Genomic DNA, 26879 nt, shown 5'->3' on the forward strand with positions numbered 1-26879 from the left:
ATGAAATTTTTTGATATTTCTTTACCCTTAAGTGTTGTTCAAAAGATAGTTCGTTATGTACCTTCAGAAGATAAAAAGAAATTAAGTTTCGTAAATCAAAGCTGGAGAGAATTATTGACCCATGAGGGTTCTGAATTATTTATTGAGGCACAAGACTCAACTGATGTCTCTGAGTTACGTCCTCATATTGAAGCCTTTCTGCCTGTAATCCCCCAATCGCCGATCACAATAAAGCGTTTAACAGAAGGATTTTCTCCTTGGGCCAACAGTTATTTAGTACAAGTGGGCGATGAACGTTTTGTATTGCGTCATATAAGACATAAGGAAGGTCGAGCCCGTGAAGTGCTTGCGTCTATTTTTTTCGCGCACAGCAAAGTAGCTCCTGGAGTAGAGTATTTTGATTTTTCTTCAGGTGTTGTGATCATGCGTTATGTAGAAAATGATCCTTCAATTACTGGAAAACTTGATGATGAGCAGCTGAAACTTATTGCAAAAAAATTTGCAGTAATACACAGCGGACCTCATTTCAAAAAGCGAGAGGAAATTGAAAGTTCTACCTTGATTACTGAGCGTAGAGAGACTTTAAAAAGTTACATTAAAGCCTCACCTGTATTTTTCTTGCAACAATATGCACTGATGCAGTTGGATTATTTGTCGTCTTTGGTAAGACAAACCCATTATTGCCACAATGATGTTAACCCCAATAACATACTGGCAACTCCAGATAATTTCTATTTTATTGATTGGGAATGTGCTGGATTAAATGACCCTTTCTTGGATTTAGCTACTGTAGTTGCCACATTACGTTTAAAGACCCCTGCAGCAAAGTCTCTTTTAACTCATTATTTGGGGCATGAACCAAGCAGTGAAGAGTATTTGCATTATGTGCGCATGCAACAAATTGCTTTATTGCGATTTGCAATTTGTTTTGCAGCAAATATAAAGGATCCCTTAAGTGTGAGTCATGTTGAAATTGGATCAATTCCAGCATTTAATGAATATCAACCTAGTGATGGGAAAGTCGATAAAGGAAGTGATTTAGGCAAGTTTTATATTAGTGTGATGCTAATCAAACAAGCCATGCAAACGGTTAATGATTATCAATTTAAGCGACAACTTAACAACAAGCTATTAGGGAGCGAAAGCAAGCCAGCAAAAGATTTTAATTTTGGGGAGTTACAAGTTCCTTATTTTATTATGGGAGGAATTTTAAAATATCTCCGTAAGGATGAAATTCAAACTCTTCGTCTGGTCTGCCGCAGTTGGCGTTTATTTGTAGATGAACAGATTGTGAAACCCAAAGAACTGCTCCCTGAGGGGGCAGTAGAGGTAATCAGTAACTCTAAGGCGATTGCCACTCGTTTAAAGTCAGTAGTGCAGTCGTTTCTTCCTTGGAATGTAGGGGTTATAAAACAACTGAACGGAGGGTTATCCCCCTTTTGTCAGAACTTCCTAGTGGAAGCGTATAATCAGAAATATGTTATTAAAATATTAGAAGAGGACAGTGCGCAGGGATGGGTGGAACTGTATGCAGCCGAAGCCGCATCGTGTATGGGCATTGGTCCACGAATGATTTATTTTAATGCAGCACAAAAAGTCGCTATATATGAATTTGTAGCGAATGATCCCCGTTGGCCACTAGATAAATCATTAGATAGATTGGCATCACTTGGTTCAGTGATTAGTGCATTACATGCAATCAAAGTACCTGAAAGAAAAGTGAGTAAAGAAAGCGATAAATTTCTGCAATTAAAGTCCAGGGTTAACGATCTTGCTGAAATTAATGCTCAGTTCGAAGATTTTTCCTTGGTTATCTCTCTATTTAATGATTTAGATTATTTGTTAAGTCTCAATCCTAAAGCCAGTCTGTGTCACTATGACATGAATCCCTGGAATATATTATTTCAAACGGAAGAGAATCAATTTTCGTTAATTGACTGGGAATTTGCTCGGGTTGGTAATCCGCTTTTTGATGTGGCAACAATCGCCAATTTTTTACGTTTAAACGCGTTAGAAGAAACTTTTCTACATATTGCTTACAAGAAAGGGCGAATTAGTGCACTGGATGAAGCTTCTTACCAAATCACTAAAGCTTATGTTTATTTGCGATATGCTATTTGTTCACTTGGGCTCAATACAAGTTATGATTTGAAAATTGATCAAAGTATCTTAAGTAATTTACCACCTTTTAATCAATTTAATCCATTTCAGTTAAAAATTGATAAAAACACAAATGAAGGGCGTTATTATATTGCTCTAATGTTTGTAAAAGCAGCTATGAATTTGCTTACGGACAAACAATTCATTTCTCATTTAAAGACTTATCAACAAGGGTTTAAAACGGACTATATTCCCTCCTTTTTTGCACCTTCATCAGACAGGTTAGATGAACAAAATGGACCAGGAATTAACGCGAGTTTCAAACAAGACTTGTACTCTTGAAGATACGACTCCTGTATTGATAGGCTTAAGCTTAAGACTTCCCCACATTGAAAATGAGGAAGCTTTGTGGCAATTTTTAGTTGCCGGTAAAAAAACACGTTGTACTGTAGATAGCTCGAGAATGTGGCATAGTAAAAATGAAATGACCTATGCCAATTTATTCTCTGATTGGGACTTCTTTGCTCCAGAATTATTTAATCTCACCGCAAAAGACATCGCTCACATCGATCCTCAACAGAAATTGGCTTTGTATGGAGTACATACTTGTCTGGAACAGGTCGGCATTATGCGACAGGAGTTGCAACAGGCAACTACGGGGGTTTATGCAGGAGTGATGACTGTTGATAACTTGCATACCTATGCAAGAACTATGGTGGAAAGTGACAGTCGTTTTTTTTTGAATAATTGTGAGGCTAGTGTTGCAAATCGGGTTTCGCACTGTTTTAACTTTACTGGAGAGAGTAAAAGTATTAATGCAGCATGTGCCAGTTCTTTAGTTGCCTTAAAAGATGCGTGTGACAGTATCAAGTATGGTCAAAATGATTTTGCTTTTATTATTGGTGTGAATTACATCGATAGTGCTTTAAGGCATCAAAGTTTCAAAAAAGCAGGAATGCTCTCGAGAAGTGGTTGGTGCCATACTTTTTCGATGCAAGCAGATGGGTATTTACCTTTGGAAGGTATGGTTACTTTGCTCGTTACTTCAAAAGCAAAAGCTGATTCATTAAATCTTCCCATTTTAGCAGCTGTGGCAGGTATTAGTTGTAATCACAATGGAACCACCAGTACGATGACTGCACCTTGTGCTTCGGCACAATCTAAACTCATTCATTTGGCGAAAAAGCAATGTTTGAATCTTGATGTAGGATATATTGAAGCTCATGGAACAGGGACTAATCTTGGCGATCCTATCGAACTTGAGGCCTTAAGTCGGAATTATCCTGGTTGCTTCGTTGGCTCGATTAAAGGAAATTTAGGGCATATGGAAGCTGGTGCCGGTTTATTAGGTGTGGCTAAGTGTCTTCTTATTTTAAAAAAACGACAAATTCCTCCTCATCTACTATCTGATGCCGCTAATGTTTTATTACCAGAAACTTTAAGGATCAATACAGAATCAATTCCTTATAACCATTCACAAATTGCGGTAAGTTCTTTTGGGTTTGGTGGTGCAAATGCGCATGCTATTTTGCAAACAGTTCCTGCGCGCTCACCGATTCGTACAGAAGAACCTTTTAAATTACCTTTATTGCTGAGCGCAGCGACCAAAGAAGATTTGGAATCACTAGTGACGCTCGCTGAGGATTATGTTCTACAGAAGCAAAAGTATCATTTGGCACTAAACTCAATTTATACCCAGGAGCACCATTCTTCTTTTCGGCAGGCTGGATGGCTCAATGATCATGATGAGTCCATTAATTGGGTGTCATTGAAACATGACTTTATCACTCTTCCTGGTTGTTGTGCACAGGGTTCAGTTTACTTAAGACCCTACATGCAGCATACTTTTTTTGAACGGTTGCCGGAATATTGGATTACTCTGATTTGTGATTTTTTACCTGATATTCGTTGTATAGAGGCTTTTGGAAATGCTGTTTCTCTGGCGTTGCAGGCCAATCAAAGGATGCAAACACATTTAATATTAAATGGTGAACAATATCCTGCTTTAAGTGATTTAGATGAGTATGTATTGGAACTTATGGATGGTTTGGTAATCGACCCATCTGAGGTGAATCGACTTATTGCTGAAAGTATGGCGCTGTACCAGCATCAGTATACATTTAACGCGCTTTTGCAAAATCAACTCGATCCTGAATTAATTGCCTTGTTTGAACAACGTGATGTAGCGCTACTGTTACAAGAAGGAATTATAAATCATCAAATTATAATAATTCTTTTGTGGGCAAGAGTTAGTGTGATTAATAAATGGCAATTAAGCGCTGTCAAAAAAGAATTACTAAACCGTTTTCCTGCTGCGTTGGTTGAACTAATTGCTTTGCTTGAGCGGCAACTTCTTGTGCCAGAAGAGCTCCTATTATTATTCAAGAGGGATTCTGTTTTTATCGATCTTTTTAAGAATAGATTAATTGAGCGGGTAACCACAATTTCTGAAGCTAACTTATTTACTTTATTAAGTGCTTATTATAAACCGATATTGACGTTAACTTGCGATTCCCAGAGCAGTGTTTCTAATCAATGTATTGTTCATTTTAAAGAAGGGCAACGTATCTGTATTGATCTGGATCAAGCGGACAAACTGGATGTTTTGACATTAAGCGATGACGTAGTTCTTCAGTTATGGCTTATGGGGTTTGGTATCGATTTTGAACGTTATTTAGGAACGATGTATTTTGAGCGTAAGCCTTATTTTAAAAAAATAAAAAAGAACACTTTAGATAAGCAATTTGACACATTGCAAACCACGTTGAAATGCATCAATTATCATGAATTGTCTCACCTGAAACAGGTTCATTGGACTGAGTTTTCCTTAAATGAGCTATTCAGGCAAGATGTTTGGATCACAATGGATTATCCGGATATAAATCCAATCCATTACGTATTAGAAGCGATACGTCAAATCACGATAACATGTGGTGTTCAAGTTAAAAAGCAACGCGTGATTTACCTGCAGCTGGATGAGCTTTATTCTTCTGAAGAAGTCCAATTAGTAACTCATTTTGTAAAAGCGATTAATTTAGAAATAAGTCCACTTCTCATTAAGGTCATTGATTTTCAAGGAAAATTTTATCAATACGATAAAGTCACTTTACAATTTTCTAAGGTGCTAAATAAAGGCCTGGAATACCGCGGAATCTATGTTTTAGTTGGTGGGGCTGGTGGAATCGGCTTAAAACTGGGCGCCTATCTCCAAAAGCACTACAAGGCACAAATTTATGTGCTAGGCCGCAAACCCTATAACCAATTGAATGAACAAGTAAAAATCCAGTTACAACAAGCTAAGATGATTTATCATTGCTATGATCCGGATAAAGATGAAGTTCTTCTAACCAGCTTAAAACAAATAGCTTCCATACAGAAAATTTCGGGTATTTTCCATTTAGCTGTTGCACGAGATGACGAATGGTGGATTAAGCAAAGTGAGAACTCATTATCCACTGCATTGATGCAAGTCGTTCAACGCAACAATTGGTTAGTTGCTGAAGAATTATCTCAGTACGCCAACAACCTGTATGTCTTTACATCCATCCAGGCCTATTACCCCAATTTAGGGGCTACGATATACAGCTTTGAGGCGGCTTTTAAAAGTTATTTATCGGCGCAACAAAAAAGTCTTCCCTGTTTTGTCACCGCATTAGGAGTGATCGAAGGCATTGGCTTGGCAACATCTGCTGATTATTCACAGTACATGGCGAATAATAATTTGGCTCCTTTGTCTTTTTCTCAACTGATGACACTTTTTGAACTGCAAATTGACACCAATACGCCTTTTGCTTTAATTACCGGAACTGCAAAAAAAAGCGATTTTATTGCTCGTGTAGCGATCAACAAAAATAAGAGCCTGGACGGATTTGTTGCACTAAGTCTCTTGCTGCAGATCAATCAGTCTTTTCCCATGCATGGTTGTTGCATTGCGACATTTCTGGCACCTTTTCAAAAACATTTGCAACTATTGGTCCGAGAGTTACTTCATATCTGGCAAAAAATGCATTTTATTCATTTGGATAATGACTTTATTTTTATTGCCAAAGATCTAAAGCAACTTGAGGCACTAAAAAACAGCTATGAGGATGAATTAAAAGAAGGGGATTATGCCTCCCGACTTAAATTATTTGCAGCAGTATACGAACACTATAATGATCTATTATCAGGGAATCTACTACCGCAGCAGGTTATTTTTCCTCAGGGTAATACAGAGTTAGTCCAAGGTTTTTATGAGCATCATGCAGTTGCTGATCATGCCAATCAGGTTCTGGCAAGTAAATTGAGAAAATACTGTATGTCGGCTCAAAGAACAATAAAGATTCTTGAAGTAGGTGCTGGGAGCGGCGCTTCCACTCGGGCTATTTTAGCGGCATTACAAGGTCAATCCTATGTGTATTATTTCACGGATATTTCGCCTGCATTGGTTAATAAGGCAAAGCGTTATTTTTCTGAGTACGAACACTGCATGGAGTTTCGAATCTTTAATATGGAGCACATGGATGCTCAGCATGAATTTTATCAAGAATTTGATTGTGTCATTGCGACCAATGCTATCCATGCAACGAGCGATATTTTAAATTCCATGAACAGCTTGAGTGAATGCTTGGTTGATGGGGGACATTTATTATTGAATGAGTTAGTGGAAAAGACCCCTTTTACCACTGCTATTTTTGGCTTATTTGATGGATGGTGGAATGCGAAAGACCCACATTTACGCCAAATAAATTCACCTTTATTAAGTGCCGAACAATGGATGTCTGTATTACAAACCATGCAATTAACCGAAATTGAATATCAAAGTTCATGTTTAAATTTTTCATCAGCGGAACAAATAGTCATAGATAGCACAATAAAGCGACAGGGCAAGATAAAAAAACAATCCAATTTGTTAATTCCCTTATCGAAGGTATCCATGGCTCCAGTGAACAAGCCACAGGTCGAAGAACAGCAATCCCCAATTCATAAGACAAACAATCAGAGATGGATTATCGAGCAATTGGCACAAACACTTTATTTGGATAGTGAAACAATTCAATTAGATGACCGATTATCTGATCTTGGATTTGACTCATTAAGTTTGAGTGATTTATATCAAAAATTAAAACCCAAATATCCTGAATTAGGGATTGCTGAATTATTTGCAGTAGATACAGTAGAGGCATTGGTTCAACGATTCACTAATGAAGACTTTGAAATTCCTGATGAAGTGAATCCTGATTTAGAACATTATAATTGGGAAAAAGATATTGCCATAGTGGGTTTAAGTTATCAGCTTCCGCATACCGGATCAGATGATTTTATTTCCATGCTGCAACAGGGTAAGACAGCATTTGGGCCGATTCCTAAATCACGTTGGGCGCATGGCTCATTTGCGTACAGCGGTAGCTTTCTAAATGAGATTGATTGTTTTGATGCAGCTTTTTTTAAATTGTCTCCACGTGAAGCTGCTTTTATCGATCCGCAGGAACGTTTGCTGTTGCAAAATGCTTATTCTGCTCTTGCCGATGCGAATGCTTTTCCCATTGCGTCTGACAATACAATTGCAGTATTTGTCGGCATTAGTGGTGCTTATTATGCGTGGTTGAATGAAGATTGGACCACCCAAAAACATGCTAATTCTTCTTGTGCTTATTGGTCAGCTGCAAACCGAATTTCCTACAGTTTTAATCTACACGGACCCAGTATGGCGGTGGATACCGCGTGTTCTTCTTCATTATCAGCACTTCATTTAGCGTGTCAAAGTCTATTAACTGGTGAATCGAACATGGCCGTAGTTGGTGGGGTCAATTTAATTGTACATCCACGACAAATGGTAGAACTCTCTGATTTGCATATGCTTTCAGCACAAAACATCAATGCCACTTTTTCTCAAAATGCAGATGGGTTTGTTTACGCCGAAGGGGTGGTGGCTTTATGTATTAAAAAATTAAGTGACGCGGTTGCCGAAGGCAATAAAATTTATGGAGTAATTAAGTCGAGTGCACTCAATTCAGGTGGCAAAATGCACGGATATACAGTGCCAAATCCTGAAGCCCAAAAAAAAGTAATCCTTTCTGCTTTGCAAAAAGCAGAAATTAATTCGTCGCAAATCAAATATATTGAAGCTCATGGAACAGGAACAGTCTTAGGTGATCCAATCGAAATTAAAGCATTGAGTGATGTTTATCAAAATAAAGTATTTATTGGTTCGATTAAGAGTAATATTGGCCACAGTGAAGCATGTGCTGGTTTAGCAGGTTTAGTGCGAATTTTATTACAATATCAGCATGAAGAAATCTTTGCTGCGGTTAATGCTTGGCCGTTGAACGAGCATTGTCATTTTGAAAAAACACAATTTATTATCCCAGAAAAAAATACGGTTTGGGGACACAGTAAAGGATTTCGTTATAGTGCGCTAAGTTCTTTTGGTGCAGGTGGCTCCAATGCACATGTTATTTTACAAGACTATCCCATTATTGCTGAGCTGAATACAAAACAGCATTCTTTTAAAAAGCAAAGACATTGGATCGTTCCACGTACTGATTCAGTGGCTATTCACGAATACCCCTTATCTCTGGAAACTAAAGCGTATTATTTTGAGCAACACCGATTGCATCAACGTCCGATATTACCTGGTGCTGCACATATTTATTTTTGTTATCAAGCTTATTTGCGTTATAAAAATAAGATATCCAATATCAGCATTCGTGACATAAAATGGCTTCATCCCATTTATGCGGATCATCACGCGGACAAGAGTTCATTTAAGATTCAATTTAAACCTGAAAAGAGCCAGACGGTGTGTGAGTTATCTGGGGAGCTATTGCATTCGAGTAGCATTTATTATTCTTTAGATGAGCGGACTGTTATTAAGGACTATGCGCCATTTACTGTTGAGTGTACTCATGATTGTTCCGTGGAGGACATGTATGCTCAATTTCGCCAAAACAATTGGTATCATGGCAAAGCATTTCAATGTGTACAAACAATTCGGATTAATCCTGATAAAAATAAAGCAATTGCTGTATTAACTCTCTCAGAATCTCTTGAGGATCCTACACTGGATCCGCGATTGTTTGATAGCGTTTTGCAATGTGTTTCAGTGTTACAAGAAGAGTTACCTGAAGATCAGGTATATATTCCACATGGAATTGAGGCATTGAATTTAATTCACGTGTGGACATCTAAACTTTATGTCGTTGTTGAAGACAAATCCCAACGAAAATTTTCTCCACGTTATGATATTTCTATTTTTGATGAAAATCATCATTTGGTAAGTCAGATTGTGGGCTTTTGTATGATTCCCATTCATAAGCAGCAAATTATTCCGCAAAAAATACCAGTTCATTATTTTAAGCCATTCTGGCAGCGTATTCATTGTGAGAAAGCAGTAGGAAGAACTCTTGAATGGTTGCAAGTTACTGATAGACCAAGCACAGACTCAGAATGTTCCATAATTTTGGTGAATCAGGTGCAAGGTTCACCGCAATTCATCAGTTTACTGCAAAATATACAGTACGCTTTACAGTCAAGAAAAAAATTAAACCTGATTTTGTGTTTTGATGATTTTGGGGAAACAGCAGTTTACGCACAAGCAGTTCATGCTTATTTACGTACGGCACGACTCGAATTTCCTGAATTGCACTTCAGTGTTGTTCTTTTGCCTTGGGAATTTAGTACTCAATTGTTGCCGCTGATTGCACAAAGCCAATTGCCTACTTGGGTTAAAGTAAATCAAGAAGGCTTGCTTCATACCCAATATTATCATGCAGTCACCCCAGAGAAGAAAAGTACGCACCTATTATTTAAAAAATCGGGTGTGTATGTCATTGCGGGCGGCATTGGAGCGATTCCAAAAATTATAGCCCAGTATCTGGTAACTCAATATCAAGCTCGTGTGTTACTTCTTGGTCGACGTTATCCATCAGCAGAACATAAGCATTGGATGCAACAAAACAACATAAGCTACAAACAAGTTGATATAAGTGATTATGAAACACTCCATTCAGTCATTGCTCATTTTGTTTTAGAACAAGGAGGAAGGTTGGATGGCTGTATTCAGGCAGCAGGGATTCAGCAAGATAGTTTAATCCTTAATCAATCAGCTGATTCAATTAAAATGGCTTTGGCGGCAAAAGTAACCGGTACCTTGAATTTAGATGATGCAACAAAGGAATATCACCTGGATCATTTTCTTTTGTTGTCATCTTACTCCTCTATATTAGGCAATATTGGACAATCTATTTATGCGGCTGCTAATGGATTCTTAGATGGTTTTACTGTGTTACGTGAGTCAATGCGTATCAAAGGTGAACGTACCGGGTTTACTTGCAGTATTAATCTGCCTTTTTGGGAGCAAGGGGGTATGCAGGTTAGTGATTCGGTTTTAGCTCGTATGCATAAAGAGTGGGGCATGCAAGCAATTAGCAATGCTACTGGATGCCGTATTTTGGAAACTTTATCCGCTTTACCTTGGCCGCAAATTATTGCGCATCAAGGAGATCCAGAACTCATTTTACAGCAATTAAATCATTCGCAATCAGCGAAACAATACAGGTCTGAAGCACATATGGAATTTAAACTTTTTGTAATCAACACCATTAAAAAAGTATTGGAGCTTGACGATCATTTTGATGTGACCTCATCTTTTGGTGATCTTGGTTTTAACTCGATTTTATTTACTGAATTGGCAAACCATTTGAATGATGCTTATGATTTAGCAATTACTCCCGCAACATTTTTTAGTTATAAGACGGTTTCTGAGTTTATCGACTATTATGAACAACACGTTAAGACTTTCGTGGTAACGCCGATTCAACCAGAATTAGGTGTTGTTAACAACGCATCAATGATACCGAAGTCCCACGATTTATCCATGCTATCCATGGGCTTGCAGAGCGATGTCCCAGTTATAGTGGGGTACAGTGCATTATTGCCAGGATGTAAGGATTTGAATGATTTTTGGCAATTGTTATTAAATCAAGGAAACGTTTTTAGTCAAACGCCAGCGAATCGCTTGCACTACATGCAACAACATCCTGGAGCATTTATTGAGGGTGTCGATGCATTCGATGCCTCATTTTTTAATCTTTCTCCGCTTGAAGCAATGGTGATGGATCCTCAGCAAAGATTGTTATTGCAAGAGGTATGGCATGCTTTAGAAATGGGCGGAATCAATCCATTACAATTAAAAGGATCTGCTACTGGTGTTTATGTAGGCGCGTCAACTTTTGATTATGCCAAGTTATTGACCCGTAACCAAATTAATAATCCCTACATCCCAGTTGCCACAGTACACAGTTTACTGGCGAATAGAATATCTCATTATTTTGATTTAACTGGACCGAGTGAAGCAGTAGATACTGCATGTTCTAGCAGTTTATATGCTCTGGATCGCGCCGTGAAAGCCATCAAACAAGGAGAGATTGATCAAGCGATAGTATGTGGCGTCAATTTATTACTGGACGATGAGTTTTTTAATGCATTCACTCAATCAGGGATGTTGTCTACTACGAACGCGTGCAAGCCATTTGATAAAAATGCAGATGGATACATTAGAGGAGAAGGAGTTATTGTTATTCTTCTTCAGAAGCAATCGTTAGCACAGGCACAAAATAATACAATTTATGCGCGAGTTCTTGGCAGTGGTACCAATCATACGGGTAAAGCCAATACACTGACATCACCCAGTTCAAAAGCACAGCAACAACTGTATGAGCAAGTCTATAACTCAATTGATATAGCACGTATTAGTTATATTGAAGCTCATGGGACGGGAACTCCATTAGGTGATCCGATTGAGTTGGAAGGTTTAAAGAATTTTGTTGCCGATAAAAATGTAGCAATTGAGGTGGGTTCGGTTAAAGGGAATATTGGCCATTTGGAGCCTGCTTCAGGATTGGCGGGATTAATAAAAATTTTGTTGATGTTCCAGCATCAAATGATTCCTGGGCAAGCGAATTTGTCTGAAATTAATCCTTATCTGGTTCTGCAGCAATCAGGGCTATCGATTAGTCAAGAAACTCATCCATGGCCAGAAAAACAAAGCAAAGGCGAATTCATTCCGCGTTGTGCGGCAGTGAGTTCTTTCGGATTTGGTGGGGTCAACGCACATGTCGTTTTAGAACAAGGAGATGCAGTCCAGCCACAACAGACAACTACTTTTGTGCCGTTAATTCCTCTTTCTGCACCCAATGAGGCAAGTTTGAAGGCTTTGGTAAACAATTATATTGATTGGTTGCAAAAAACCGATCATTTTGAACCACACAGTTTCTGTTTTACCTTACAAAAAAGACGAGTACACCACCGTTATCGGGTCTTATTTCAATGGCATAATCAACACCAATTGATTGAACACATGCAGAATTGGCTCAAGTCATCTACTGCACCCTATATTGCTGACCGTTACCAGTCCATGGCACAAGCTTATCTGGCGGGTGATGCGGTATTTACCCATGAACCTAATTCTAATGACATATTGGGTGTGCATGCTACCCCAGCCTATCCATTCGAACGCAAAAAAATATGGTTTAAAAATCAAGAAAATCACTTGATGTATGTGACAAAGGAATTGAACGTTGATGTAGAAATGAAACATCAACCTCTGTACCAAAAAAATATCTTAATTATTCATGCAGAATATTTCGCTGAAACAATAGAGCAGATGAAGATTCAGCTTGAAACAAACAATAAGATTTTGAGCTACAGTCTGGATCACTTTGATCCCAATGAGTTGCAATTATTTTTAGCTGCCCATCCTGAGCTGGATTACCTTATTATCTATCCGCAGATACCCGATTTTCATTTAGAGAACAGTCTTTTTAATCATGATCTACTCCAGTTTATCAAGCCTTTATTTGATGTATTAAAGAGTGCATTAAGCACTCCCTTGTTTACAAAAGAGATTCATATAGATTGGTACTCTTATGTCGTTGAAGCCCACCATCCGCAAGTTGCCATGGTCAGTGGTTTGTTGGGTTCTTTAGCTAAAGAAATACCCTATTGGCAATTCAAACATTTCATCATCGATATACCTTTAGAATTATCGGTGGTGGAACGAGTTTATGAAGGGCCACATCAAACCATTTACTATCAAAATAAACAGTATTGGTTAAATACTTTGGATTTAGCTACGGATTGTGACGCGCATGATTTTCTCATAAGCCAAGGGACTTATTTGATTCTGGGTGGCATGGGAGGAATTGGACGTCAGTTGGCGCAATTCTTGATGAAATCTTATCAAGCTAAAGTGATTCTTGTAGGACGTAGCCCTCTAAATGAAGAGGGACGTGCATTGTTACAGACGTATGGCACGCAGATTGAGTTTATTCAAACCGATGTCACCCGAGAGGCAGAATGTGCTTTGCTGATTAAGTATCTGCATGTGAAATATCCAGTCATCGATGCTGTATTTAATTTGGTGATGCATCTGCATGACAGCACAGTTGACTCCATGACGTGGCAACAATTCCGCAGTGTGGTGGATGCCAAATTATTCAGTGCCTATTTTATTTATCAGTTGCATCAACACACTAAAGTGAACGCCGCTGTGATTTTTTCTTCCATGCAGAGCATTGCTTGTCTTGCAGGTCAAGCAAATTATGCGGCGGCAAGTAATGCTCTTGATGCCTATTGTCTGCGCTTAGAGAAAGAAACGGCATTACCCGTTAAGATTATTAATTGGAGTATTTGGCAAGAAGTGGGTGCCGTTACTGATACTTTTTACCTTAAAAGAGCGCGCAGTTTAGGTTTTATTCCTCTGACGACACAACAAGCACTTGAGGCGCTGCAAATGGGTTTAAATAGTCAGTACGTGCAGTTTGCAATTCAACATAAGAGTGAAGGTAATTGCTCTCACTCTTCTACGCCCCGCGACTTGTCTGCGGGATCCAGTGGTTTTCATTCTGTTAGAACAAATCCCAAGGCCATATCGGTTATACCTTTAAAAAAAGGATTAGAGGGAGTGAATCAATTCGTTTCTCATTTGGTTCAGGATTTACGGAAAAAACAAGTTTTTGTAAACAAGGTGATGCCTAAGTATGCACGGTTGGCAGGCTATTTAAATGATTTACCTCATAGTTCTAATGATGAATTATTGAATCAATTGCTTGAGCTTTGTTGTCAACAGGACTCCAACTATGAAGCTTATTATCGCTTAGCTTATCTTTGTTATTTGAACTATGAATCAATATTAACCGGTAATAAGGCGCCTGCAGAGATTGTTTTTTCAGAGGAAGGGCTTAATTTATTGTTTGCTCTTTATGCTAAAAGCCCTGAATCAAGGAAATGTAATCAGCAGATTGCAAAGTATTTAGGTGAGTTTCTCCGCACAACCAACAAACGAGTGAAAATCCTTGAGCTGGGGGCTGGTGTGGGTGCAACTACCGAAACCTTAATGGATGTGCTGAATCAGTATGAGCAGGTTGATTATTACTATACGGATGTTTCTTCATTTTTCTTAAATCAAGGAAAAAAATTACAAGCCAATGTTCGCTTTAATTTGCAATGCGAGCATTTGGATATGAATCATTTAGCAGAATTAGCTGATGGTTCTTTTGACGTTATTCTGGCTTCCAATGTACTCCATCTAGCCAATGATTTAGACCTAACCCTCAAGGAATTGCAGCGTATTCTCAAGCCCCAGGGTGTATTTTTGTTAAATGAGGCAGTGCAAGAACAGGCTTATTTGAATTTTATTTTTGGTTTATTTGATGGCTGGTGGCAAGCGAGCGGCGCGCAACGATTAAATGCCTCTCCTTTATTAAGCCAGCATCTTTGGCTGCAAAAATTAACTGCATCAGGTTTTAATGTGTTAGATCCAGATTTACTTGAGCAAGAAAAAGCGCAAAACGTTTTTTGTTGTCATTCTCGCTTTAATGAAGCACTTTGTGATAAAGAATTTCAAATCAGAAGTCCCTCATCCGTCCTTCGGACCTCTTTGCCCCAGACTCGGGGAGAAGGGCTCCATGATTTTTTAGAGATTACTCAGAAAATTTCTGAATTTGTTATTTCGGCGCTTCATTTGCCCAAAGGTCAGCATCTTGAAGTTGACCGTCCTTTGGCAGAAATTGGCCTTGATTCGATTACTGGGGTAAGTTTGGTTGCCAATATCAATAAAACATTCAATTTATCATTACGTACTGCAGTTATTTTTGATTATCCCACGCTACACCGTTTGGCAACTTTTGTTTGTGCCGAATTAAAAGGGGTAGAACCTGTTGTCATTCAAAAACAGGCAGTCGATTTATTTACAGGGGAGTTGATTGATGACTAAGCATCGGCGTCGGTATACCTACAGTCCTCAAAGCAATCCCTACTGGCTGGCACATCAAATTGATGGCCATTATGTTTTTCCATTAGATAATTTACTGATGATGATTTATGCCGCATTAAGTCCTCTAGCGGCTAATTCACCCATAGTGGAATTAACGGATATTGAATTAAAAAAATTAATAATTGCTGAAAAAGATCAAGAGATCAATTTGCATTTGGAGATTGATCCAATAACCCATGAATGCTTCATTGTGCAAATTGATAAGCATGGCAATGAGGAATTGGTAGTACAAAATCACTATCAATTTAAGTCATACCATGAATTCTCCCGCACAATGGACAACCACAATCAGTTAGTGATGAATGATTTTTATCAGAGTGATTCATTGCATTATTTAGGTGAGTGTTATCGAATTATTGAACACTATAATGATTCTGACGATTCATTTTCTGCTAGCCTGGATCCTAAGGGGAGCCTTCCTGCAGTTTTAGGGAGCATGTTGCATTCATCCATTTATCGCAACGATCCTTTTTTTGCTAAAAACCCTCGTCCTGGGTTACCTAAAGCAATAAAACGGGTTTTGCTACACGTGCAGCATCAGCAATGCAGCTCTTTACATATTAAAGATCAGATCGCCGCCGTTTTTGATGCACAAGGAAATTGGCAAGTCATCATGGAGGGTGTTGAGCTGACAAGCAATGAATCAGCAAAGAACAACAATAGACCTCTTTCCAAACTCGCTGAGGGGAGTGAAGTGCGAGGAGACGCGGAGCGGAGAACCGGAGTCTACACACGAGTACATGAGGATTCGAGCACCGCATTGACGAAGCAATTCACCTCCTCAGTAGATTTTGGAAGGAGATCTACTCTAGATATTGCTGTAATTGGCATGGCAGGAAAATTTCCTCAAGCAGAATCAATTGAGGAATTATGGAACTCCTTATGCGAAGGATTTGATGCGATTACCTCATTAGAGAAGCGCGGGAGAAAATACCTACGAGAGCCTAATCATGCGGGGTGGCTGGATGATGTTTTTGCCTTTGATCCAGATTATTTCCACATCCCCAAAATTGAAGCACAAGCGATGGATCCACAACAGCGCTTGTTGTTACAAACTGCAGCGGGTGCTTTAATTGATGCGGGTTATTCACCGATGGCGCTACCTGATAAATTCTGTGGTGTTTTTGTGGGTGCAAGCCAAAATAATTATTTGACTCACAGTCTGGAAAAACCAATAGCCCAAAGTTTTTGGGGAAATGCTCCATCAGTGATTGCAGGACGAGTTTCTTATACCTTTAATTTGACGGGGCCTGCAATTACTGTAGATACAGCATGTTCCTCTTCTTTGGTTGCCCTGCATCAAGCGTGTCAAGCCATTAAAAATGGAGAGTGCACTAGTGCTTTAGCGGGTGGGGTATTCATTATGGTCAGTGATGAGTTTCTGCAGCAAGCGCATCATGCCAAAATGCTTTCCTCTGATCATGCATGCCAAACATTCAGCGATAAAGCGAATGGTTTTATTCCTGGCGAAGCAGTGGCTTGTGTTTATTTGAAACCTTTAGCTCAAGCGCTTAAAGACCAAGATCCCATTTATGCAGTAATCAAGGCCAGTGGGGTGAATCAAGATGGGCAATCGAATGGAATTACAGCACCTAATGGTTTGGCACAAACCGAACTGATGCGGCAAATATATACTTCTTATGGTTTATCTACAGAAGATCTTGCTTATATTGAAACACATGGAACGGGGACAGAACTGGGTGATCCAATTGAAGTGAGTGCATTACAGCGATTATTTGCGACCCAAGGAAAAGAAAAAAGTAAAAAATCCTGTGGCTTGGGAAGCATCAAATCCAACATTGGTCATACAGTACATGCTGCTGGAATTTGCGGTTTTATCAAAAGTGTTTTATGCAGCTATTTTCAAAAAATTCCAGCAACAATTCATTGTGAGCGTGAAAATCCACAAATCGATTTTGCGAGTACCCCTTTCTATCCAGTCAAAGAGTTAAGTCCGTGGCCAAAAGATAAATCGCTTGCTGCAGTGAGTTCATTTGGTTTTTCTGGTACCAATGCACATATAGTGATCCAACGATTTACTAGTGACAATCAGCGCAAATTTCCAGTACATCCTTTTAAAAAAATTCATTGTTATTGGCAAATGACAAATGACTACTCATTATCAGCAGAGAGGACCTATTTCAGTCAACATCAAGTGAATCATCAAGCGATTTTACCTGGGGTTGTGAGCCTTGCATTAACTCAGCATTTTCTTAATGAGTTGCCACTTTATTGTGTGAATGTTCGTTGGTTAAGGACATTGCCCGCTTTGCATCAAAGGATGAATATCCATAGGAGCAAGACTGCAAATGTCGTGGAATTGTTTTATGAAGAAAGCTCTTTTTTTAGTGCGGAAATTGCAAAAGATGAAAAAATCTCTCCTTTTGACCTCAACGATTTTAAAAAGTGCCCCAATTCAATCGACTGTATCGAATATTATCGCTGTTTTGAACAAGCAGGGATTCAATATGGACCTGATTTAAGAAATATAACCCACCTTTTGGCATCTGAGGACCGGGTATTTGCACACATAGAGTGTAACAAAGATTTTAATGAGTTTTTGCTCAACCCTTACCTCTTGGATGCAGCACTGCAAACCGTGGGTTACTTTACTTTATATCAGCAACAGCCCCTTTCTTTACCCGTTAGCGCTAAAAGAGTTGTACTTCTCAAAAGGCTGTCAAACCATGCTTTGGTCTGCACGCAAAAAGTCGGAGCACTCAGCTTTGATATTCAAATTTTTGATGAATATGGAGCTTTATGTGTTGTTCTTGAAGAACTCAAGGCACATGTCGTGACCCAACATGTGGACAAGGACAGGCTTTCAGCTAACGTTCAGCAGCTTTCCGGAACAGTCTTTACGCTTGGCGAACAAGTAACAGAACGTGAACAGATACAAATTGTTACAGGCAGAGAATCGACTCGCGAATTAATTTATTCTGTTTTTTCCCATCGCTTGAACATGACTTCTGATGAATTACAAAAAATTGGGCAATTCAGTAAGCTGGGATTAGATTCTTTATTGGCCATGGATATTATTTTTGATCTCGAAATTCATTTTGGCAGTCAACCTAAAACTCTTTTATTTGAACATACAACCTTTGATGAGTTAATTGAACATTTCAGCAGCCATGCTCCCAAGAGGGTAGCGGAGCCAACATTTGATCATTCATCACCGCATATGATCCCTGCGGTTTCTGATATAGCAATAATTGGTATGGCCGTAAACTTTCCTCAAGCCCCCGATTTCCTATCATTTATTGACGTCCTGGAAGCGGGTAAAAATTGCGTGCAAGCAATTGGCGATCGCAGTTACGGTTATGGGGCCTTGCTTGAACATGCGAACGATTTTGATGCTTTATTTTTTAATATTGCACCCCATGATGCATTAATTATGTGCCCACAAGAACGGCTTATGTTGCAAAATGCCTGGCATTGCTTCGAAGATGCTGGAATTCAGCTGGATAATCAGGCTCGTTCTGTGGGGGTGTTCATTGGTGCGATGAATAATTTTTATCAATTGGCTGGTTTTGAAAAAAGTTTAAAGGAGCAAAAAACCATACTTGCGAATTCAACTGCAGCGAGTATTGCAAACCGCATTTCAAGTGTCCTTAATTTTACAGGACCAAGTCTAACCCTAGACAGTATGTGTTCTTCTTCATTAACTGCATTGCATTTAGCCATTCAAGCCATTAATGCCCAAGATGCATCAATGGCATTGGTGGGAGGGGTTAATCTCATCAGTCATGATTATAAATATCAAGAACTTTTGCATCGAAATATGTTATCCGCACAAGGGCATTGTGCCAGTTTTGGAGCGCAGGCAGATGGCTATGTTCCAAGTGAGGGAGTGGTCAGTATTTTAATTAAACCGTTACACGCAGCAATTAATGATGGTGATCGTATCCATGCAGTGATTAAAGGCAGTAGCATTGCGCATAATGGCACCAGCTCAGGATATACTGTTCCCAATGCTAATGCCCAAGCAGAAGTGATTAAAAAGGCATTATCACAAGCCTGCTTACAACCTGAAGATATAAGTTATTTAGAGTGTCACGGTACAGGGACGCAATTGGGGGATCCCATCGAAATCAAGGGTTTGAACAAAGTATTTTCTGAACGCGATACTCTTTGTTTTATTGGCTCATTAAAATCAAATTATGGGCATATGGAAGCTGCTGCCGGACTTGCTGGCGTCATTAAGGTGATTGCGCAAATGCAACAGAAAAAGCTTTATGCAAGCCTTCATGCCAATACATTGAATCCTAATATTCAATTACCAGACTCCTTAGTTTTATGTCAAACACCATCGACTTGGTCCCTGCATCCCAAAGACCAGTGTTATTATGCCGGTGTGTCCAGCTTTGGTGCAGGCGGGAGTAACGCCCATGTGATTTTAAAAAGTTATGAGAGTCCTATTAAGCCTAGAGTTAGCCCATTACCGCGAACGGTATTTCAAAGTAGGCGTTATTTTCATGATCTTGTAAAAAAACCGATTTCAGACACATTGTATGAATATGTTTGGCAGCAGCACGAGATAGGCATTGATAATGATATAACTCGTCAATGGATTGTATTAAGTACTCAAAGTAATGCTGCCGAGATAAAAAACATTTTGCCGAAGAACGCAATCCACATCATTTATACATCGGAAAATGAAAACGACTGGTATTTCGCTCAAGAGGGGAGAATAGTTACACAAAAACAAATCATTGACTTGTTGAATCATGATTTTATTCTTCTGGATTGCTGCAATGATGAGTTAGAGTTAGTTGATCATTTGAGCCTTTTGCAACAGGTTGCTCTTAGTGCAAAGAAGGGAAGCATTTTACAAATTAATAACAAAAAATCGCCTGATTTGGAGGTGATCAGTTATTTTTTACACTGTATGAATGTTCAAACTATAGGTTTAAAAACGGGCTCATTAGTGATTGACCAGCAGCCCCTTACTACGAAACTTATTCAACAAGAATTAGGCCAATTAAGCCTTCATTTTCATAAGGCTCGATATGTTCAAGGACAACGATTCATTCAAGTATTGCAAACAAAAGAACATAAAAAATCAGCTTCAGCCTCAATTGACTCTGAGAAAGTATACTTAATTACTGGTGGTACTAGTGGTATTGGTGCTGAGGTTGCAAAATGGTTAGCTGTTCGTGGCGTACGCAAATTAATTCTCACTGGCATCACGCCATTGCCACAAGAAACTTTATGGGAGCATTACCTGCATTCGTCTTGTAAGGCAGGGAAAACCATTCAACTAATTAACCAATTAAAAAAACAAGGGTGTATGGTTTATTACTATATTGGCGATTTAGCTCAAAAGGAATTATTTGTTTCATTTTTAAAAGTAGTCATGAATGAAAAAGACCGTTTTGGCTGGATTTTTCATTGTGCTGGAGTAACCCCAAAGCAAACCAAGTCGTTTACAGAGCTTACCCAAAATGATTTTATCCGGATGTTTCATCCTAAAAGAGCCGGGCTTGAAGGCTTATGGTCGGCAGTAAGTCCTTATGGTATAGAACGATTAGTCCTCTTTTCGTCGGTATCCAGTGTTATCCCGGAGCTTGCAACAGGTGTAGTTGATTATGCTTTGAGTAATTATTATTTAAATGCTTTTGCCCAAGTGCATTCTGGAAAAGTATTAAGCATTGCCTGGCCCGCATGGAGTGAATTTAGCAAAAATGCCGAGACCAGCAGCAGTTATCAACGGAGCCAACTCGGAAGTTATAAAACCGATGAGGCGCTTGCTTTACTCTCCACTTTATTAGAAAACGAAACGGTTTCTTCTGTCATTATGCCGAGTAAGAATAAGCTTTCTGAAGCAACAACTCGAGCTGATCAGGGTTCATCGATGCAACGAACTATTTCAGATACTTTAAAAATGATCCTCATGGAGGTAATCGGTATCACTGAAGATGAGGTTGATTTGGAGAAGAGTTTTGCCGAATATGGAGTTGATTCGGTTCTGTTAATGACTTTATTAAAAAAGATTGAAGCAGTAATGGGCCTAATGCTTCCTGCCGAAGTGATTATTGAACATCATTCACTTGTTCGATTGGCATCACACATCCAGAAACTAAATGGATTATCACGTGAAACGTTGAGTAAAACTGAAGCAGTGCACGATCTCCAAAAAAACACGAAAAAAATCGCAGTTATTGGCATGGCATGTCAATTTCCGGATGCTAATAATGTGCAGGAATTTTGGAATAATTTACTAGAAGGTACCATTTCGGTTACTCCAATTCCTAAGGAGCGAGTCGATCGAACTGAGTATGCTTCTGTTCGGGGCGGTTTTATTCATGAGAATGCATGGGGAACCGCGCTTGATTTTGGGTTTTCGGAGAAACATCAACAACAAGTTAACCCATTAGTGACTCGTGCATTGGCATTAAGCCAAAAAGCAATTATTGATGCTGGGTTGACACAAGAAACAATTAAAGGAATGAATGCTGGTGTATTTGTGGGAACTCGTGCTGATTTTAGTGCTGATCACGAAATTAATCAGTTTACGATCATTGGTCAGGGACAAAATTTTATTGCCGCTCATATCAATCATTTTTTTGATTTAAGTGGCACTGCTAAAGTGGTTGATACAGCGTGTTCTTCTTCTTTAGTAGCTTTAAATCATGCAGTTTCTGCATTGAAATCAGGAGATATTGAACTTGCTTTGGTCGGAGGCATTGATGGTTTAATCAATACAAGGCCTTTTGCTTTAATGGATGCAGCCAAAGCTTTATCACCTGATTTCAAGTGTCGTCCTTTTGATGTTCGTGCTAATGGAATCGTATTAAGCGAGGGAGGCGGGTTTGTTGTTTTAAAACCTTTAGAACATGCATTAGCTGATGGAAATAAGATTTATTGTGTTATTGAAGGAATCGCGGTTAATAATGATGGGAATACGATGGGTTATACTACGCCCAATCCCAAAGCTCAGCAAAAAGTAATTCAAAAAGCATTAGCTAATGCCGGATTAACCCCACAAAATTTAGATTACGTTGAAATGCATGCGACCGGTACAGAATTAGGTGATCCTATGGAGTTGCAAGCATTAACTCATGTTTTGGGAACATCTCATAAAAAATGTGTGGTGGGTGGTGTGAAAGCAAATATTGGTCATACTTTAAGTGCTGCAGGAATGGCTGGGTTTATAAAAGCCGCCTTATCCGCTTACCATCACTGTTTGGTGCCTCAACCGGAACCAGTGACGCCCAACCCTCGTTACGATTTTGCCAACTCACCATTATGTTTATTGGATGAACCGCAATTTTTAGAGCGTCATCAAACCCATTATTTTGGAGTTAGTGCCTTTGGTTTTGGTGGAACAAATGCTCATGTCGTTCTCTCGAGTATGATGCAACAAGATTCTGTCGTTTTGCGACATGAAGAACAGTATTCAGCAACAATGGATGAATTTTTTGATGTCGAATGTATTTAAAATTAAATTAACAGCTGATAATTATCTGGTAGCCGATCACCGTATTGATGGGATCGGCGTGCTACCTGGTATCGCTTATTTGGATATTATTTCTCGCTGTTTTGAATCGGAGTACTTCGAGCTCACCCAAGTAACCTATCCTCATGCAGCCAAAGTGCTCGCGGGGGAAACGATTATTTTGTCTGTTGTTTATGATTCACGATCCCAAACTGTTGAAATTTATCATCAAGAGAATGATAAAAAAATTATTCATTTTAAAGCAGCCATCGCGTTTAAAAGACCGGATTTACCTGAATCGATTGCATTGCAAACTGCTGAGACACCAACTCATTCAATGAGTACGCTATACCGTTTAGCGCGTGCTTCATTGATTGAGCATGGTGAATTTATGCAGGTTAGTGGAACCACACAAATCAATGCATCAACAATTGCGATGAAATTGACGCTTAGCGCCAAGGCTCATCCTTATTTATCACGTTTTTATTTACACCCAGCCTTATTGGATGGTGCTACCTTTGCTATAGCCGCCTTGCATTTTGATGAAGTGTCGCAGGCGGGGCCTGATGTAAGTTATTTACCTTTAGGAATTGATCGGGTGCATGTATTTGCGCGAGTGACAACCCCTACTTTAGTTGTGAAGGCTGAAGTGATACCTACTCACCATGAGTCGTTAATTAAATGCCGCATTCATTTATTGACACCTGATGGAGATTTGGTAGTGGCTCTTGAAGGATTAACGAATAAGCGATTTCAGCGCAAGCAATTTGCACAGCAAGTCATTCACAATCCTATGTACTCACAGCAAATTGTTTCCGGAGATACTCAGAACAAAATTATGGCGCTGATAAAGAATAATTTACAGGACGCGCCTGCAGTTTTACCGCCACATGTTTCTTTTTTTGATTTGGGATTTGATTCCAGTAGTTTAATTGCTTTAGTCGATGTATTGGAAAAACAATTTAATTTGGAGCTCTATCCTACTTTATTGTTTGAACAAAATACTTTAGAAAAATTAACAGCATATATTGATTCTCTTGGCGCTTCTGCAGCATCTCCCATTCGGGAAATTTCTTCAAAAAATGTTGATTATGCACTTTATGTTCCAACAAGAACTCAAATAAATCGGGGTAGCAATAATAAGCAAGTTGTAGTTATTCATGATCAGTTTAACTATGAGCAGGCACTTGAATTTTTGCAGGAGAAAGCAAAAGCAACCTGGATAATTTACGATACCCGTTATCATCAAACCGAGCTTGACTTGCAAACTATTTTAAATCAACTCGCAGAAACTTTTTCCAAATTTGTCCGTTGGTCGCAAGATGCCTTACCTCTTGTTGTTATCAGTTTATCTTCGAAACACCAGAATTTAATTCAATCGGTCTCTGCTTTTTTCTCTTGTCTCGTTAAAGAATATCCTCATCTCAATTATTCGATTTTAGTTAGTGACGCGTGTGTTAAGGATTCTGTTGGTTATTTGGCAAATAGAAATGGTTGTGTTTATCTTCACCAAGACAAATTTTATGCCAAAAGTTATATCAAACTCGATTCTCCAGTGATCCATTCGTCTATCAAAAAAGGGGGAAGTTATTTAATTGTCGGGGGTAATGGCGGATTAGGTCGTTTGCTCACTCATTATTTGATTCAGAAATATCAAGCCCAGATTTATGTGATTGGTCGCAGTGAACAAATTCCTGATGCGCGTGTGACCTATTACCAATTGGATGTAAGCGATGTTGAAGCAGTCAATGAGTTTTTCAACACCCATAATTTCCATATAGATGGTTTGTTTTATTTAGCAGGCGAAAAACATGATTGTTTGCTAATGAATATTCGACCAGAAGATATTGAGAAAACACTGCGCTCCAAATTGGAGGGTTTGCGTGTTATTCACCATGCATTACAACATCATTCACTTGATTTCTATTGTATTTATTCTTCTTTATCAGCGGATATTGGTAATCTTGGACAAAGTATTTATGCCGCGGCTAATGCTGCTTTAAATGCCTATGCTTGTGAACAAGAACAAGCACGTCTCGCTGGAAAGCATACCTCTCGATTTATAAGTATCAGTTGGCCTTATTGGTTAGAGGGGGGGATGAAAATCAACCCGCGTCAATTACAAAAACTAAAAGAAGAATATGGAACTTTACCTTTAGAAACACCTGATGCTTTTGTTTTATTAGAACAGGCATTGAGCGCTCATGTTCCTCATGTAGTGATTGCTAATTCTTCTTTGTTAGCTCATCGAGTCGTCAAATCGACTGATTATCGATTCAATCAATTACCGCAATTTGAACCACCCAGCCCTTATGGCGCACACATCAAACAAAACAATCGTCATCCCCAATGCAGAGAAGGATCTTCTGTAAACAAGGAGATGTATCACTACCTTCGACATGACCTACGTCTTATAGAGTCACCTGAAGTCGCTGAACAAGAGATAGCGATTATCGGGATTTCATTACAATTACCTGATGCTGAAAATTTGGAAGAGCTTTGGAATAACTTGAAAACGGCCAAAAATTCAATTACGAAAGCACCGAGAAATTGGCATTATACTCCTTATCCCTGGGGTGGGTATTTAGAAGATATTGCTGGTTTTGACCCTTTATTTTTTAATATCTCGCCACGAGAAGCCGCATTAATCGATCCGCAAGAACGTTTATTTTTGGCCAATGCCTGGCATTGTCTCGAAGATGCAGGTTACGCGCACATTAAAGAGAAAAAAATTGGTGTTGTTGCTGCATCGATGTTTCATCTTTATCAAAATTATGGTGTGGAACAATGTCAGCAAGAGGCGGACTTAAAGCTCCCACAATCTTTAGGCGCAAGTATTGCAAATCGTGTTTCTTATACGCTGAATTTAACAGGACCCAGTTTTTCTCTCGATTCCATGTGTTCTTCTTCATTGACTGCCATTGATTTAGCATGTCGTTATTTGGCTAATGATGAAGTAGATGCAATGTTAGTTGGTGGGGTAAATGTCTGTTCTCATCCCTATAAATTGGCATCCCTGGTACAAAACAAATTCTTATCTTCAACAGGTAGAAGCGCACCATTTCAGGCATATGCCGATGGTTACGTACCCGGGGAAGGGGTTGTTGTTCTTCTTTTAAAGAAAGCAAAAAAGGCATTCGAAGATGGTGATTCCATCTATGCGTTAATTAAAGGATTAGCGCTGAATCATGGAGGTAAGAGTAGTGGATTTACCGTACCTAATGCTCAAGCACAAGTAAAAGTGATTCAACACGCTTTGACTAACGCAAAGATTAGACCCGATCAAATCGATTATATTGAAGCACATGGAACAGGAACCTCTTTAGGGGACCCTATTGAACTTGCTGCACTAAAGGAAATATTTGGTAACCGTTCTCTAGAGAATCCATTGTATGTAGGATCAATAAAAAGTAATTTGGGGCATTTGGAATCTGCTGCTGGCATGGCCGGTATTGCTAAACTCATTGTGCAATTCCAAGCTCAGGCATTAGCTCCTTCTATCAATGCTTTGCCATTAAATCCAAGGTTAAATATCGATGATGTGCCGATTAAAATATGTACTGAGTTCGTACCTCAGCAAACACTTCATTTTGCTGGCTTGAGTAGTTTTGGTGCAGGTGGAAGTAATGCGCATTTAATTTTACAAAATTTCTCCCATAACCTTTGTGTAAGGTCGAAAACACAATATAAAAAACAGAATTATTGGTTCTCACATTCAGAAAAAATGATGCCCTATTGCTTTCAGTTGGATATGGAGCTTTGCGCGTTGGAGCCGATGTCTCAGTTTGATGAGATTTGTCAATTAGATAATGGTTCTCAACAGATGTTTTTTAACCCAGCAAAGTCCGGCTCTTGGTTCAATAAAGTAGCAATTTTTCTTGCCCTAGCAGACAAGGGATTGGATCGTCTTATTGGATTACTCAATCAATGCATCTCTGAAAATCCAGAGGCTCAATTTATTTTTATTCATCAAACCCAGAGTTATTGGATGGAGTTACATGCATTCATGATGTCCATGCCCAGGCT

Annotated in this window: 4 protein-coding genes (1 of these 4 only partly in view); all 4 read left to right on the top strand. The window is 39.0% G+C overall.

The features are described from left to right. Tightly spaced (each overlapping or abutting the next), the 4 genes in view from EL022_RS08490 to EL022_RS08505 form a layout consistent with a single transcriptional unit that may run on beyond the window. Complete coding sequence (locus EL022_RS08490) at positions 1–2442, top strand: phosphotransferase (protein ID WP_028382095.1); 2442 nt, start codon at positions 1–3, stop codon at positions 2440–2442. Continuing rightward, entirely contained in the window at positions 2387–15355 is a 12969-nt protein-coding gene (locus EL022_RS08495) for an SDR family NAD(P)-dependent oxidoreductase (RefSeq protein ID WP_126325160.1), read from the top strand. The genes EL022_RS08490 and EL022_RS08495 overlap by 56 nt, the downstream gene beginning before the upstream one ends. After that, positions 15348–22856, top strand: coding sequence for a beta-ketoacyl synthase N-terminal-like domain-containing protein (locus tag EL022_RS08500; RefSeq protein WP_028382093.1), 7509 nt, complete (start codon positions 15348–15350; stop codon positions 22854–22856). Before EL022_RS08495 ends, EL022_RS08500 begins: the two co-directional genes overlap by 8 nt. After that, positions 22840–26879, top strand: partial view of an SDR family NAD(P)-dependent oxidoreductase gene (locus tag EL022_RS08505; protein ID WP_028382092.1) — the start only. 5485 nt of this gene lie beyond the right edge of the window; the window shows 4040 of its 9525 coding nt (coding positions 1–4040); the start codon lies at positions 22840–22842; its stop codon lies beyond the right edge, outside the window. The genes EL022_RS08500 and EL022_RS08505 overlap by 17 nt, the downstream gene beginning before the upstream one ends.

It is taken from the genome of Legionella cherrii, assembly GCF_900635815.1.
GTDB lineage: Bacteria > Pseudomonadota > Gammaproteobacteria > Legionellales > Legionellaceae > Legionella > Legionella cherrii.